This window comes from Neorhizobium sp. R1-B (genome assembly GCF_004368875.1).
Classification (GTDB): Bacteria; Pseudomonadota; Alphaproteobacteria; order Rhizobiales; family Rhizobiaceae; genus Neorhizobium; species Neorhizobium huautlense.
In genome coordinates, this window is record NZ_SOEM01000009.1 from 139632 (window position 1) to 155592 (window position 15961).

At 57.5% G+C, this 15961-nt stretch carries 12 protein-coding genes and 1 pseudogene; 5 read left to right on the forward strand and 8 right to left on the reverse strand.

All coding sequences use genetic code 11. From position 1 onward, the window contains the following. Nucleotides 1–6: 6 nt before the first annotated feature. A complete protein-coding gene (locus EDE05_RS14780; RefSeq protein WP_134101849.1) occupies nt 7–2091 on the reverse strand; it encodes a hydantoinase/oxoprolinase family protein in 2085 nt (694 codons plus the stop codon). A gap of 213 nt (nt 2092–2304) precedes the next feature. Here EDE05_RS14780 and EDE05_RS14785 point away from each other — a divergent pair, with 213 nt between their 5' ends. Then, nucleotides 2305–3411 carry an FAD-binding oxidoreductase gene (locus EDE05_RS14785; RefSeq protein WP_105372322.1) on the forward strand — a complete coding sequence of 369 codons (1107 nt, stop codon included), beginning with the start codon at nt 2305–2307 and terminating at the stop codon, nt 3409–3411. An 892-nt stretch (nt 3412–4303) separates the two neighbouring features. Beyond that, nucleotides 4304–4468 carry a hypothetical protein gene (locus EDE05_RS26845; protein WP_162712424.1) on the forward strand — a complete coding sequence of 55 codons (165 nt, stop codon included), beginning with the start codon at nt 4304–4306 and terminating at the stop codon, nt 4466–4468. A gap of 338 nt (nt 4469–4806) precedes the next feature. On the opposite strand, the gene EDE05_RS14795 is transcribed toward EDE05_RS26845, so the two are convergent. The 4 genes and pseudogenes from EDE05_RS14795 to EDE05_RS14810 all read right to left on the reverse strand — a co-directional run bounded on the left by EDE05_RS14795 (nt 4807) and on the right by EDE05_RS14810 (nt 7074). After that, nucleotides 4807–5883: a histidine kinase dimerization/phosphoacceptor domain -containing protein gene (locus tag EDE05_RS14795; protein ID WP_134101852.1), complete on the reverse strand. Its 1077-nt coding sequence runs from the start codon at nt 5881–5883 to the stop codon at nt 4807–4809. Between the two features lie 88 nt (nt 5884–5971). Beyond that, the gene (locus EDE05_RS14800; RefSeq protein WP_134101855.1) at nt 5972–6331 is read right to left on the reverse strand and encodes a response regulator; all 360 of its coding nucleotides are present in this window, start codon (nt 6329–6331) and stop codon (nt 5972–5974) included. 231 nt (nt 6332–6562) lie between these two features. Then, a pseudogene (locus tag EDE05_RS27200) lies at nt 6563–6857 on the reverse strand (hypothetical protein). Nucleotides 6858–6891: 34 nt separating this feature from the next. Beyond that, entirely contained in the window at nt 6892–7074 is a 183-nt protein-coding gene (locus EDE05_RS14810; protein WP_112800100.1) for a hypothetical protein, read from the reverse strand. A 532-nt stretch (nt 7075–7606) separates the two neighbouring features. Between EDE05_RS14810 and EDE05_RS14815 the strand changes: the two genes are divergently transcribed. Next, on the forward strand, nt 7607–9793 hold the full coding sequence (locus EDE05_RS14815; protein ID WP_134101858.1) for a PAS domain S-box protein: 2187 nt from the start codon (nt 7607–7609) through the stop codon (nt 9791–9793). Continuing rightward, nucleotides 9790–10152: a response regulator gene (locus EDE05_RS14820; RefSeq protein ID WP_112800105.1), complete on the forward strand. Its 363-nt coding sequence runs from the start codon at nt 9790–9792 to the stop codon at nt 10150–10152. Before EDE05_RS14815 ends, EDE05_RS14820 begins: the two co-directional genes overlap by 4 nt. 426 nt (nt 10153–10578) lie before the next feature. Here EDE05_RS14820 and malQ read toward each other — a convergent pair whose 3' ends face one another. Beyond that, nucleotides 10579–12495, reverse strand: a complete 1917-nt coding sequence (gene malQ / locus EDE05_RS14825; protein ID WP_134101861.1) for a 4-alpha-glucanotransferase — start codon at nt 12493–12495, stop codon at nt 10579–10581. Nucleotides 12496–12612: 117 nt separating this feature from the next. After that, nucleotides 12613–13410: a MipA/OmpV family protein gene (locus tag EDE05_RS14830; protein ID WP_245519917.1), complete on the reverse strand. Its 798-nt coding sequence runs from the start codon at nt 13408–13410 to the stop codon at nt 12613–12615. A 370-nt stretch (nt 13411–13780) separates the two neighbouring features. On the opposite strand from EDE05_RS14830, the gene EDE05_RS14835 reads away from it, so the two are divergent. Then, entirely contained in the window at nt 13781–15106 is a 1326-nt protein-coding gene (locus EDE05_RS14835; protein ID WP_112800112.1) for an ATP-binding protein, read from the forward strand. A gap of 107 nt (nt 15107–15213) precedes the next feature. On the opposite strand, the gene EDE05_RS14840 is transcribed toward EDE05_RS14835, so the two are convergent. Then, entirely contained in the window at nt 15214–15936 is a 723-nt protein-coding gene (locus EDE05_RS14840; protein WP_112800201.1) for a response regulator transcription factor, read from the reverse strand. Nucleotides 15937–15961 lie beyond the last annotated feature (25 nt).

Below are 15961 nucleotides of genomic sequence, written 5' to 3' on the forward strand. Positions count from 1 at the left end.
GAGCTGTTACTCCGAAAAGGTGAGGTGCAGATTCAGGTGGCTGTCGACTTCGACATGCGTCCCACCCGGAATGGCGAAAGTCGTGTCCTCCTGGGCAACGACGGCCGGCCCGGAAAAATGGCTGCCGGGGCGCAGGCGGTCTCGCCGGTGGAGGCCTATCCACTCGATGGTCTTGCCGGTAAAGACCGGGATCTCACGCTCGGCATTGGCCGCTTCGCCGCCTTCACGAGTGTCGACCGGGAATTCCAGAACTGGGCCCGCGCCGATTGCCGAAAGACGCAAGTTGACGATCTCGATCGCACCATCAGGATCATCGAAATCGTAGAGCCGTGCATGCATGGCGTGAAATGCTTCCTTAATCGAAGCCAATCTGCCTTCGGCAATCCAGGCTGCCTGGATCGGCACTTCGATCTCGAAGCTCTGGCCGAGATAACGCATGTCGGCGGAGATATTCAGCGCCGCGGCCCCGGCATGGCCCTGCTTCGCCAGCCAGTTACGCCCTTCAAGGGCAAGCTCTTCAAGAGCGCCGCGCAGCTGCGGCGCGGCCTCTTCGGAAAGATGGGTAAAGACGGTGCGGATGAAATCGCCACGCAAGTCGGCGACCAGACCACCAAGCGCGGAGACGACGCCGGGCCGCGGCGGGCCGATGACCTTGGCCATCTTGAATTCGCGAGCCAGAAAGGCGCCGAGCATAGGACCACCGCCGCCAAACGGCATCAGCGTGAACTCGCGCAGATCGACGCCGGCACGCGATGCCAGCTTTTCGACTTCGACGAACATTTCCGAAATGGCGATGTCGAGAATGGCCTGGGCTGCCTCTTCTGCCGTTCGGCCGATCTTCTCTGCCAGCCGGGTTAGGGCCGCGCGAGCAAGGCCAACATCGATCTGCAGTTGCCCGTAGGCCATCTGGCTATGGCCGAGCCAGCCGCAAACGGCCATGGCGTCGGTGACGGTCGCCTGTGCTCCGCCGCGACCGTAACAGGCTGGGCCGGGTGTCGAACCCGCCGATTCCGGGCCGACACGCAGAACGCCCTGCGCATCGACACTTGCGATCGAACCACCCCCGATGCCAATCGAGCTGACGGAGACGGAGGGAATATGTAGCGGGAATTCGCCGATCAGCTCACCGGTTCCGAATTGCGGCTCGCCATCGATGATCAGCGCGAAATCCGCCGAAGTGCCGCCGATGTCGAGGGTAAGAATATGCTTTTCACCGGCGCGCCGGGCAAGCCAGGCGGCACCGATGACGCCGGACGCGGTGCCTGACAGCAGCATCTGAACGCAGGAACGCTTGCCTTCGTCGGCATTCATGACGCCGCCGTTCGACTTGGTCAGAAGTGCCGGCGCCGTCACGCCACGCGACAGCAGCTTTTCTTCGAGCGCTGTCAGATAACCGGAAACACGCGGATGGACGTAACCATTTAGGATGGCGGTCGTCGTCCGCTCGTATTCACGGATCACCGGCCAGACCTCGCAGGACGTGAATACGAAGAGCTCAGGCGCGATACGGGCGATCTCCTGCTTTACGGCCGCCTCATGCGCATCGTTACGCCAGGAATGCAGGAAGGAAATGATGATGCCAGCCGCACCATTCGCCTTTGCCCTGGCGACCGCTGTCGCGACGACCGAAAGATCCGGCGCCTGCGCTTCGCTGCCATCTGCCCGCAGGCGGGCCGGAATGCCAAAGATCATGTCGCGGGCAATCAGCTGGTCCGGGCGGGCACAAAAGAGCGAATAGACGTCGGGCATCCTGAGTCGCGCCAGCTCGATCACATCTTCGAAGCCTGCATTGGTCATCAGCGCCAGCGATACGCCACGACGCTGGATCACCGTATTGATGCCGACCGTCGTCCCATGAACGAAACGGCTGACGGAAGAAGGCTCAAGTCCTTCCCGTTCAGCAAGAAGCGACAGTCCCGTCATCAGTTCAGCACCCGGATCATCGGGCGTCGTCAGGACTTTGAGGGAGGCAACGCGGCCAGAGCGTGTTTCAAGAGCACAGAAATCGATGAAGGTGCCGCCGATATCAACGCCGATTTTCCAGTCCTGCTGGTCGAAGGCGCCTTTGCCGGGCGTGGCCGAATTGTCCATTTCCAGGGTCCTTTCCTGCTGCTTGTCATGAAGCTGACACGGATTGGCGAAGCTGGTCCAAGAGCGAAAAAGCCACGTCCCATAAGTCGAGCTTATGTTTTGGTTTCCGCTGCCCATAGGCCCGACTTATGGGAGGCCGAGAAGCTCGACTTTGACACCGTTGGCTGCTCCCGAAATGGTGAAGGGCATGGAAGAGACAATGGAAACGGCTTCATGGATGTGATCGTTCTGGGAGGCGGCTTGATGGGGGCCGCATCAACCTATTTTCTCGCCCGGCGCGGCCTGCGGGTAACGGTGATCGAGAGAAACCGGGTCGGCAGCGGCGCGACCGTCGCCTCCTTCGGCAATATTCGCCGCAGCGGCCGTTACCTGCCCCAGCTTCCCCTCGCCCGGCGTTCGCTGACACTTTGGGGAAAGGCAGCTGAAATGCTGGGGCGGGACGTCGAGTTTCGCGCGACTGGGCATGTCCGGCTCGTTTTCAGCGAAAACGGGCTCAAGGAAATGCGCAACTTCACCGAGGCTGCGAGGCCCTGGGGCCTTGATCTTGAGGAGCTTGCACCAACAGAACTCCATTCAAGGTTCCCCGGCCTTGGTCCGGAAGCGATCGCCGCATCATTTTCGCCGGAAGACGGTAGCGGCAATCCGCGGTTGATTGCACCTGCATTCGCGGATGCCGCAAGCCGGATCGGCGCCAATATCGTCGAAAATGTCGATGTGCGGGCCATTCGCAGGACAGCCTTCGGTTTCGAGGTCGAGACATCGGCTGGCACCTATTCGGCCGAAGCCCTACTCAATACGGCCGGCGCTTGGGGAGCCAGCATCTCCGCCCAATTCCGCGAACCCGTCCCGATCGTCGCAAAAGGCCCGCAAATGGGCGTGACCGAACCCTTGCCGCACCGCGTTCTGCCGGTCGTCGGTGTCTGGGCGCATGACCATGGCGGGGGCTATCTGCGGCAGGTCGAGCGGGGAAACATTATATTTGGCGGTGGCGCGGAAAGGACAGATGTTTCGCTCGACAGCGGCCACGCCAAGGCGGATCCAGCTCGCCTGCCGCCGCAATTGCGCGCGCTCCTGCCGATCTTGCCGGCGCTGGCTAATGTCTCCGTCATCCGCACATGGTCCGGCTGCGAAGGATATGTCGCCGACGGTCTTCCTGTCATGGGACCGTCGGCCACGACACCCGGGCTCTTCCATGCCTTTGGCTTTTGCGGTCACGGGTTTCAGCTGGGGCCAGGCGTCGGTGACGTCATGGCGGAACTAATCGCGACAGGTGAGACGGAAACGCCCCTGTATGAGTTCCGTATTCAACGGTTCAGCTAGCCGAACATGGCACTCCAGGGTACTGAACCAATTCGAGCCATCGACCCGTGCCGTGGATTCGCTAAGCCTCTGGAAAACGACTCACTCACACGGAAATGTCGGTCATGACCACCAAGCCTCGCAGTAAGGACCTCGTAGCGGTGGCCAGAAGCCTGGCCGCGGAGGTCGCGCCCTGCTATCCGGCATGCTGACCTGTCCGGTGCGGCCGAGGGCTGCCGGTTGTGTACGCAGGTCTCGCGCCGGGCCGTCCGGCCTCGGCGATGGTGCCCTAACACAACCGGGCGCTCTTCGTCGGCGACGAGCCGGTCTCAGCGCTCGACCTCTTGGTTCAGGCACAGGTCGTCAATCTGCTCGTGAGCTGAGGTGCGAGCGTGATCCAGCGATGCTTGTCGTCGCGCACGACCTTGCCATAGTGCGGCACGTCTTAGATCGTGGGATGGTCATGTATCTCGATAAGTTCAACGAGACTGGGCCGAAGCAACCGATCTTCGGTGTGCAGGCAAACCAAGAACTTGCCTTGGGAGGGACTGACTGATTTGGAGCCGAGTATGGGACGGCTATCCATCGGCGCGGGGTTGGTTCGGCTTTTGCGGGTGCTGGTTGGGTCCGACCGTATATCCAACTTGTAGGTGCGGCCTTATATATGCCGTTAACCATAATGTTGTTCGCGCGGCTCAAGGCCCGATCTGTGAAAAAGAAGCCGTCCTCCCTCAAGATAAAGGGGATGATAGCAAGCCTGTGAGATGCCTGGGACGGACTCAGGTCCGTTTCTCAACGCTGCCCTTGCCCCCAGTTCTGCTACCCTCTAAGCTTGTTACCGGTGGACAAGGGGACGGGCGCTATGATCAACCCCCGAGAGCAAGTTATTAGCTGCTTTAACGAGAGGGGTTCCGTGGTGACAATTATCAAAGCCACGCGTAAGCCCGATCCAGATGCTGTCGATGAGGCGCCTTTAACGGTGATTTATTATACGGTGGACGGATACCTCGTAGAGCTTCTGCCCGACGGAAACTTTGAAATCGTTCTCACCCGCGAAAAACTCACGCGCGCTAAATAGCGAAGGACGTGGGATCATTCCTGGGCACCTTGTGACCAGCTGATCTCAGTCGTTTACGGTACTGGCCCGTCCCCAGAACAGATGCCAAGAAATTGAAGGAAATTGATAGGCGATGTGCAGAATGCTGGAATCGCTAGATCGCTTCCGTGTGTTGCGGCAGCAGCGGCCGGAGACTTGGTCAATGGGTTCTTTTTGGGATAATGCATTCTGATCAGTTGAAAGCAATGCTCAAGCCATTGGCGTAAGCGCTAACTCCGGCTTGCATTGAGAATGGTCGCATAGAGGCGCCCGCGCCGCCTAGAACTGATCTCAGCCGGCCGTTATGGCACGCGGATCAATCAGGCTTGGGCTGCGTGCCGCCGCCTGAAGGCGATGGTTACCGCCATGCCCTTACCTAGCTCGGACTCCACATCGATCTCGGCGTTGGCGTTATGTTTGACTGACTGGACGATCATGGCGCTGAGCTTGCCTCGTCGAGGCCAATCGGCCTTGTTGGAAAGCCCGACCCCGTCGTCAGCCACGATGACCTTGCATCCTTCGTCGTCAACAGTGCAACGGACCTTGACCTCACCACCGTCGCGACCGGCGAAGGCATATTTCAGGGCATTGGTCATAAGCTCATTGACCACAAGACCCACGGGCATGGCGACATTGACCGAAACTGGCCAAGTGTCGACTTTCATATCCAGGCGGATGCCTTCGATCGCATGTGCCGCCATCACGGATGAAGCGATCTGGCTGACATAAGTCCCAAGATCGACAGTTTCGGTTTCGCTGCCGGCATAAAGCGAGCGATAGAGGATAGACAGGGCTTCGATCCTGCCCGCCAGTTTGTTGAAGCGATCTGTCTCTTCGAGGCGTTGCGCGTTACGTGCCTCCATCCGGATCAACGCGGTGATCATCTGCAGGTTGTTTTTGACCCGATGCTGAAGCTCTTTCAGCAGAACGTCCTTTTCAGCAAGCGCTTCCGTCAAAACTGACGCCTCGTCCGGACGTTCGCGCTCTGACATCGCCAGCAATCGAAAGAGAGGCTGCCCGGCATCTCCAACAATGGTATTTGACCAGGCATCAACGACCCGCTTCTCCGCGCCCGCCGGCAGACTGAAAGCCCCGAGATATTCTTCGTTTTCGAGCAATGCCGCAGCGAGTTCAGGTCCACCCGCCAAAGCAGGGGCCGGAGGGAGGATAGACCAGGATTTCCCTTGCAGTTGTTCTGCCGAAACACCAGTCAGACGTTCGAATTCGATATTGCCGTAGACAAGGGTTTCATCGTCCCCCAGTTCGGAGACCGCGACGGCGAAGGGGACATGGTCAAGAAATTGCCGGAAGCGATTGTCATCGAGCGCTTCTGCCAGATGCGGAAGATCGGAAACGGTTGGAGGTGGTGGCGGGTTTGGTTCTTCAGGATTTGTCATTGGACATCCGCGCTGACAGCACGCAAGAGTCCATATCATGGCATTGAAAGGGACGGCTAGCTATTTTGTCGATGGTCGATGCAGCCCTTCACGAAATCACGCGCCTGATCGCTTCAATGACAGCTTGATGAGTGTAGGGTTTCGGGAAAAACAGCGAACTGTCGGGCGCCTCGGTCCGCTCTATTCTTCGCTTGCCGGAGGTGATGATGATTTTGACAGCCGGCCATCGATCTTGGACCGTCCAAGCGAGCTTCAAACCGTCAACCTTCCCACGCAGATCAATATCGGTAAAGATCGCAGCTATCGAGGCCTCAGCAGCAAGAATTTCGAGAGCATCTTCGGCGTTGGCTGCTTCCAAGGTGTGGAAGCCTGCATCGCGCAAGTCGTCTGCCACAGCCATGCGGATCAACGGCTCATCCTCAATGACCAGAATGCTTGTCTGCGGCATGAATTGTACCGATCTCGTTTGCTCAGACGAAAAACTCGTCGGATCCCCAACATGTTCCTACCGGCGCGGCGCCGGTATCAGCTTCAACACCTACGGCCCCCCCGGAGGGCCAGATAGGGAACAATCTCGCGTACGAGGCCGGTCAACCGCGACCGGATCCACAGAACGTCTTCATGAGGATCGCCATCTTTGTAACAAACCGATCTCTCCAGTTCTCGCATCAGGGCCGATTTAGTCCAAAGGATTATAGACTAGGCGGATCAGAGTTCCGCCGCTTGCCGCGGCACTGATTGCCGTCTCGATCAGCCGAAGTGGCCCCTCGGCGACGAGTGCCTGCGGCAAGGGCCGCCGTCCTGGACCCGGATCGACAAAAGCCGAGCACTCATGATCTGAGTTCGCGATCGCCATGAAGGACGTAGCAACAACGTGCTCGCCGCAGGCGGCACATCGCAGAATGTACGAGCCAATGAACGACAGGTTCGGTATCATCCGATCCGCAAGAAGTGCAGGCCAGCATATTGTTCATGCGTCGGTTGTCCCACACTGTTCTGACGGCGAGCCTATGAGGCGATGGCCAGAACGATTGCGATGGTGAGCAGTAATGGCCCCATCCACTTGAAGTGACGGGCCATCGGCACCCGGTTCGCCGGATTTCTGGATAAGGTCAGATAACCAAAGCCGACCGAAGTCATCCATAAGCCGGCACAAAACATGATAAATTCATCAATATAAGCGGCGATCATGACTTTCCTACTTCGGAGGCATTGCCCCAGCTCTTTAATTCCGTCAGCACCGTCGTAGCGGCAATTAGCTTTAGTTATCAAGCCGGCGGCGCGCCGCCGCTTGGGCACGATCGGGCTGCTCCCGCGGCCTCATGCACGTAATTCCCATAAGCCTTTCATGATGATGCTGCTCATACCAATCAGACAGAGACCCATCAACATATCGTGGAGGCTCATAGATATCGTCCTGCTTGCGCCACCGACCGTGTGTGCTCCCTCGCCCATGTTGCCAGCGCGCGTAAGATCCGGATGATGGAACAGCATTAACAGCGCCATATTCGGCCTACGTCGGCTTTAACCACGGAAGCAATCGCTGCCTCAATGTGTGTCCTTGAGAAACTTTGTGACCCGATGAAACAATTAGCGAGTTTGCGCGTTGGGGCATGTTGCTGTTGGCTCGGTGGGATCAGCGGATGGTGGACGAGGTGGATTCTCGCTCCAAGCCGCAATTGCTTCGAACGCGACGAGAAGATTAAAAGCGTTAAGGTCGTAGATGTCGAATATCGAGGAATTCCCACTCCCCGCCCGTAGGTCAAATGAATACGATGCGCTTATTGCGGCGGCCCCGAGCTTGCTCGACGCGATCCCCGGCGCCGTCTACCTTTGCGATCACGACGGCTGGCTTGTGCGGTATAACAGGGAAGCTGCAGAACTCTGGGGAAGAACGCCGCCAATCGAAGACAGGCGCGAGCGTTTCTGCGGTTCCCAAGCTCTTTTCCTACTGGACGGCACGCCGTTGGCACACGAAGTCTGTCCGATGGCGACGGCTGTACGTACTGGCAAGGAGGCCCGCAACGAGGAGGTTGTCATTGAAAGACCGGACGGATCGCGGCTTGTCGCACTCGTGAACATCCGCCCGCTGAAAGACCATGACGGCAGGATCCAAGGAGCAATAAACTGCTTTCAGGACATCTCAGCGCATAAGGCCATTGAGGAAGAGGTCGTTCGGAAGAACGAGGACCTTGAAGATTTCTTCGAAAACAGCGCCATAGGCCTCCACATCGTTGGTGGTGACGGCATCATCCAGCGCGCCAACAAAGCAGAACTGGCTCTTCTCGGTTATACTGCCGAAGAGTATGTTGGACGGCACATCGCCGAATTTCATGCGGATGCGCCGGTGATCGGCGATATCCTCCAGAAATTGTCGTGCGGGGAGAAGCTGGATCGTTATCCCGCGCGCCTGCGCGCCAAGGACGGTTCTCTCAAGCATGTGCTGATCACGTCCAACAGTCGGTTTGAGGCTGGGAAGTTCATCAGCACACGCTGCTTCACGACTGATGTGACGGAGCTCCACGAAGCGGAGAAAGCGCGCCGAGACAGTGAGGATCGCCTGGCGGCGACATACGAAGCGGCGAACATCGGAATCGCGGAAGCTGGCTCCGCCGGGCGCCTGCTACGCGTGAACGACGCGCTGTGTCAGATGCTTGGACGCTCTCGCGAAGAGCTGCTCAACATGACCTTCCTCGATTATACCCATGCTGATGACCAAGAGAGGGATGCCGCGCTCTACGCACGACAAATCAGCGGAGAACTCGATACTTATGTGCTGCGCAAACGCGCTACAAAACCAGACGGGAGCATCGTCTATCTCGATATCCATAGCTCGTCAGTACGGGATAAGGCCGGCGGCTTCCGTTACGGCGTGCGCGTGATCCAGGATGTAACCGTTGCGAAGCAGATGGAGGACCAGATCCGCGCAAGCGAACAGCACATGCGCGATCTACTTGAAGCGCTACCAGCTGCCGTTTACACGACCGACCGGACGGGGCGGATTACATTCTATAACAAGGCAGCCGTGGAGATGTCCGGGCGAACGCCACAGCCGGGCGACATGTGGTGTGTTACCTGGCGGCTATTCAACCCCGACGGCACTCCGCTACCGCACGACCAATGTCCTATGGCGGTCGCGCTAAAGGAAGACCGTCCGATTCGAGGAGCTGAGGCGATCGCCGAGCGGCCGGATGGCAGCAGAGTTCCCTTCATACCCTATCCTACGCCGCTTCACGACGCCGATGGCCACCTCATCGGAGCCATAAACATGCTCGTCGACATCACAGAGCGCAAACAGGCCGAAAGCAGACAGAAGGCTCTCATTGATGAGCTCAATCATCGGGTGAAGAATACGCTCGCGACCGTGCAGTCATTGTCTGGACAAACCGCAAGGTACGCTGGCGATCTGGATGACTTCCTGCATCGCTTCGAAGACCGACTGCTGGCTCTCTCTCGCGCCCATGATCTTTTGACTAGGCGGCATTGGCAGGATGCTCCCCTGGATTCGCTCATCCGGGAAGTGCTGGTACCGCTCGCCGGCGAAGCAGCCGGGCGCATCAAGGTTGACGGGCCTCCTGCTGCTTTAGACTCGCGGACGGCACTCAGCCTGACAATGACTATCAATGAACTCGCTACAAATGCGATCAAATATGGAGCGCTGTCGTCGGGCGGCGGCGCGCTCTCCCTCGTCTGGCGTGTTGAAGGCGAGGCAGTGGCTAAACCGACCCTGATCCTCGAGTGGCGTGAACAGGACGGACCACCAGTCATGCCGCCGACCCGCCGCGGGTTCGGCACCCGGCTAATGGAGCGCTGCATCGAGCGCGATCTCGGGGGTGAGTTTGACCTTGCCTTTGAGCAAGCAGGCATTATCTGCCGCATCTCGGTCCCCGTAAAGTTGCTTAGGACATGAAACAAGTCGCCGGCCTGAAGGTTCTCGTCGTCGAGGATGAGGGGCTGGTGGCTCTCATGATTGAGGGCATGCTGGAGGACCTCGGTTTCGAGGTCGTCGCTTCCGTATCGCGGCTTGCTGATGCGCGAACGATCGCAGCCAAAGCGGATGTGGATCTTGCAGTGCTGGATGTCAACCTTGCTGGCGAGCCCAGCTTTTCGATCGCTGAGGTCCTCCGCGGCCGTCAAATCCCATTCATATTCAGCACAGGATATGGATTGAGTGGATTGCCTGACGAATTTGCTCACCAGCCGCTAATTGGCAAGCCCTTTTCCAAGGAAGAGCTTCAGCAGACGATCGCAGCCGCACTGAGTTCTTGAACCGGTACCCTGTTCGACTTCATTGAAAATGCAATCGACATGCTTTCGCCGACCAGGCCGTGACAGGACTGTCGGCTACTCGTAAGTTCGCCATGAACGCGGACGTTCAACCACTCCTGTGTTGTCGCTTGTTCAGAAAGCATGTCAGAATCCGGCTGAAGCCGCGCTCTGTGCCAGGCTGAATTCCGGGACGTCTCGATAAAGGCCAGGAGCGGCGCCGAGGCCTAACGGCTCGGATAATGCAGGTGCGGTCCCTCCTGCTCGGGCCAACAACCCAACCAACTCAAATCTGCGCGAAGAGCGCACAAACACAAGGCTGACGCACGGCCAAGCACCCGCCGAATGCCTGTCCCGCGAAGCCAATCATATCCCTGATACTGCCGTCTTGCCGGCAATCGGCTCATTTTAGAAAGCCGAATCATAAGGCTACAGGAACGCGCTTCCACCAGAGACACCGATTGTATGACCGTCTCTTTTGGGTCGCTCTTCAGACAGCGCCGCCGTAATTGATTTGTAAAGCGGATTGGCCGGCAAGTCCTCTATCAAGATCTTCAGCTTCAGCTGCCAATTGGGATACTCACTCGAAGTACCGGGGATGTTTGTGGGAAGACTTTCTCCCAGCAAGTCGGATAGGCGCACCGTCACCAACATGCTTGATACCCTCGCCAGTAAGCGGTGTAGACCGATCGCGACGTCTAGGACGATCGCGTCACCTTCAGCGGTGATAGCCATGTCGGGCGGTAGAAGACCGGTCTGCACCAATCCTTGAAGCAGCGCCCGTTTCCGCTTCTGCCGCTCGGAACGCAAGTGAGCGGCGGCCTCGTGATCGATACGCCCGAGGTTTAGCTCTAAGGAGATATCGTCACAGCGCCACCAGCCGACCAGCGGTGGAAGATCGTGGGTCGAGAGACAAGCAAGCGAATACCGGGGAAGAGCTTTCGGCGCAAAGCAATCATCATCGGAATCCTCGAAATAGAGAACCCGGTAGCCCAATACACCCGCTTCCTCGATTGCAGGTCGAAACCCTTCCGGTACATTTCCGAGATCTTCCCCGACGATGATCGTTTTTAGGGCTTGGGAGATTTCCGCGAGGCTTTGGATCATCTGCGGAAACGGGTAGCGCAAATAGGCCCCGACAGCTGGCCTTTCTCCCTCGGGGATAAGAAAGAGCTGCCACAGGCCCATAGCATGGTCGAGCCGCAGTGCTCCTGCATATGCCATCGAGGCGCCAATCAGTTTCTTGTAGGGGGATGTAGCCCGGTCCATCAACGGCGCAGGCGATAATGGCACCAGGCCCCAGTCTTGCCCAGCGGAGCTAAAAGCATCGGGGGGCGCGCCAATATGCACTCCTCGAAGAACCTGGTCCGGCCTCGACCAGGTCGAGGATCCGTCCGGGACTTCTCCCACGGCGAAGTCGAAATAGAGACCGATGCTGAGGCCGGCAGCCCTGGCATCGGCTGCGACTTCTTCGATCTGCAGGGTCGCCAGCCACTGAAGCCATGCGTGAAAATCGACCTGATCCTCGTTTGCCGCAGCAAAATCCTGGACCACTGAGCTTCGGGGGTCACGGAACGATGGAGGCCAGTTCAACCAGCCGCTGCCGTGACCTTGCTCCGTCATCTGCCCTGAAATGGCTTCGAACAGGCAATGTCCATAAAGGTCACTGCCGCCAGTGGCTTTGAAATGTTCAAAAGCGACGCTGCTGAAGCTGGGGCTTTGCCGATCACCCGATTTCCAGCGTTGCCAAAGGATCTTGAGCGTCGCGAGCTTGACATGGGTCACCCCCACATAGTCCACGGTTTCAGAATATCTCAGTTTTGCAATCATTTTTTGGTCGACCATATTCTCGGAAAACCCCGAAACGCGGTCGACGGCTATGTAGAGAGGGTTAAAAAACAGGCGGTTGGACGGTGAATAAGGGCTGCAGCGACTTGGATCTGACAAAAAGAGCGCATGGAGCGGGTTGAGCCCTATGAAGTCTGCGCCGGACATTGCAGCGATCTGACAAAAGTTCTTCAGATCCTCAAAGTCGCCTATTCCGTGATTGCGGGAAGACCGAAGCTCATAAAGCTGGAGAGAAATCCCCCAGACACCATTCTCCTGAAGCAGCTTCGGAATATAACATCTCGCGCCTTCCGGCACTTCCAGGCGAGGCGGTGGTCTTTTTCCAACTGATTCAAACGAGCTTCGATCTAAAAATCCCATCGCTCGTAGGAGCCGAAGCCTCGTTGTGCGCGGAACCTCCTGCACGACACCCTGAAGATCCTTATAGCTGGCCTGTATTCCGAGCGCCTCAGCCAGCTCATCAATCGCGATCTCGTTTTTTTCTGGTGTATCTATCATCCAGATGGCCCTTGCTGCCCACGCGTATGTGGCGAAGCAAACAGGCTTCTCCTCCCAAGGTTCCCGATCTTCATAAATGATGATGCGTCCGTTAGCTTGTCGCGACCTCAAGAAGCATCAGAATTTGTATCCCACAAAAAGAGAAACGGAGGGCTGCAATTGCTTCTCCACGATTGGGCTGTCAGCCGCGTCTCCGGTCAATATCCCGAGTTCAGCCTGCCCCCGCACAAGCCAATGCTCATCGAGAAGATAGGTGGCCGAAGCGGAAACATCGACGCGTTTCAGGCCCGCTTTTGCCTTGTATTCGGGCAATCCGGAGGCTGCCGACTGGGCGGCATTCACACCAAAATAGGCTTCCATGTGTTTATCGTTGGCGACAATCGCCTCGGCCTTGGCGCCGAGAATGAGTTTTTCCGTCACAGGCTGGGAATAGCCGATGCCGAACGTACCGATAAGGCTCTCGCTGCCTTCGATCGTTTGCTCCATCTCGGCGTAGAATTCAACGGGACCTAGTTCATATGCCGCTTTGACGCCGACTGTTGCCGCGAAATCGATGTCGCCCAGGCCTCGAAGCCGATCATGATCACCGTCGTCCCGGCCTGATTCATAGCCAATCTTTCCCGAGAGCGAGAAGCCGCCGTAGCGAAAGGGCGTGACGGCGACGCCTGAAGGATCAATCTCCAACCAGTCGTCATACGTGAAAAGGACCAAGGGGATGGGGCTGATCTTTAGGTCACCGCTACCCTCATATTCCGGCTCGTATTGAGCGCCACCGCCGACAATCAGGCTCCACTGCCGCTCAGGTAGCTTCTGATCGAACCTCCTTTGATCAAATTCCTCCTGGGGGACAGGTATCTGCTCTTCGGCCGCAGCGTCGGCGGCGAGCACGCCCGGCGCAATTCCGACAACGCCCATTGTGGCCCCAAGAGCCCATAAGGAAACACGCCTGCTGTCTGGCTTTGTGAAAAACATGAGGGCTCCAACGAGTTACTTTGCCGCCGGATCTGTCGCGACGACATGCGGATTCCTCTTTCCAGATCGGGCACCCTTCGAACATGTCATTGTGTTAAGGTATGTTACGGTCAGGCTCGCGAACGACTTCCGACCTGCGGCAGGACTCATAGCCAGCCTGTGACGCTCTTAACGTGTCGGTGCTTCTTGTTTTCAAGCAGGCGCTTTGGCTATGGGATAGCAATCCGGCCGCAACAAAATGTAACATCATATATGGACAGGCATTTTTTGGTTCATGTTACATGGAGACAGCCTGATTTGAGAACGGAAGATCATGAGAGTGCGTGTCCCACCGGGCCTGAGGACTATCCAAGGGCAGATCACCGCTCTTGCCATACTCGCCCTGTTGATAATCATCGTCCTGGCAGGGCCTTTGCTCGAGCGCTGGGTCCGGGACGATTACAAGATGTTGGATATCGAAGAGATAGCTGAACACGTCCAGGCCGTGAGCGGCCTTTTGGCGGTAGCCGCGCCAGGTGAGAGGCAGGTCATCCTCGACGCGGCCCGGCGCGCGGGTTGGGATTTCACGCTGCAGCCTTTGTCCTTGAGTGAAAAGTTTACAACGTGGTCCCCGGAATGGACTTTCTGGGCTCCAGTCATCGAATGGCTTTTCCCTCCCGACAATGCAATTTCACCATTAGGCGGATGGAGAACCTTTCTGAACGGGAACCGCATCGTTGCAATGCGAGTGGACGATACAACGATGTTGTTCACACCTGTCTCATCCGACCCTTTCCTGACAAGTGACTTCGTAGGGCGCGGCTCCTATATCCTGGTCGCCCTGATTACCCTCATTCTTCTTTTCTCTGCTTTTGCCGTTTGGGCAATTATGCTGCCGTTGCGGCGCATATCCGTGGCAGCGATGAATGCGGACATTTCAGATGACGGAGAAGTGTTCGAGGAACGCGGCAGCGCTGAACTCGTGGCCCTCGCCAAGGCTCTGAACAGCATGCGAAAACGGATCGCGATCATGGTGGAATCGCGGACTCGCATGTTGCGGGGCATCAGTCACGATCTTCGCACCCCTCTGACGAGGCTCCGGCTAAAGGCCGAACGTTTGCCGGCAGATCCGCTCCGGGAGGCCCTATTGTCAGATATAAATCATATCGACCGGTTGTTGGGTGAAAGTCTCGACTATCTGCGTGACAGCTACCGCAAGGAGCATGTCGAGCGGATAGACATTGCCAGCACTGTGCAGACAATCTGCAGCGAATTCGCCGATACAGGCTTCGACATCTCCTATAGGGGGCCGAACAGGCTGATAGTCAACTGCAGGCCGCTCGCCATCACCCGCGCTGTCACCAATCTCTGCGATAACGCCACCAAGTTCGCGAGCCAGGTCGTTGTCGATCTATATGCCGGTAGCGAAACGATAGCCATTGACGTCATAGACGATGGCCCGGGTATTCCCGAAACATTACGGCAGCGCGTTCTGGAACCCTTCTTTAAGATTGATAGCGCACGGAACGATGCGAATTCCGGATTTGGGCTAGGGCTGTCGATCGTCGCGGAAATCGTTCAAGCCCACGGGGGAGCGCTGGAATTCCTCGACCGCCGGCCAAACGGTTTTGTCGTCAGACTCATATTGCCTGCGCAGTGATGGTCTGTGACTTGTGGCGAAGGGGGTAGGACCTCGCTCGTGCACATACACACACCCACACAAGCGTCGCGTTATCAGAACTTGGAAATCCAAAGCATGAGCACGAGTTAGACTTGCTCGACCTTGGCGGTGAACATATATCCCCCAAGCCTTACGGTCTGAAGCAGTGCCGGCTCCCTGGGGTTGGCTTCGATTTTCTGTCGAAGACGGCTGATATGGACATCGATACTGCGCTCGATTGGACCCGCCAGACCGGAATGCGTCAGTGACAGAAGCTCCTCGCGGGTGATGACACGGCCGGGATTTCGGCAAAACGCCAACAAAAGATCCAGCTCTGTCGTGGTCAACGCCACGCGCGCATGACTTGGATCATGAAGTTGGCGGCGCATTGGATCCAGCTGCCAACCATCGAACCGGAGTTTTTGATGGCCAGAGTTCTTGATGAAGCCATACGAAGCTCTCCTCAATAGGCTTCGAACCCGCGCAACAACCTCTCGGGGGCTGAATGGCTTCGTAACGTAATCGTCAGCTCCGACCTCCAATCCTACGATCCTGTCAACCTCCTCGCCGAGTGCGGTTAACAAGATGATTGGAATTGTCTTTTCGGCGCGAACCTTCCTGCAAATGCTCAACCCGTCCTCGCCCGGCAGCATGACGTCAAGAATGATGAGATCATAAGGATTGTTGCGCAGAAGCGCCTTCATCGCGCCGCCGTCTTCGGCAACGGTGGGTGTCATACCGTTATCCTGCATGGTAAGCGCGAGGAGGTTCGCGATTTCGCGATCATCCTCCACAATCAAAATCCGCGCATTTTCCAAATTTGACTGCATGGTCTCTTGCTCCAATCCGCTAATT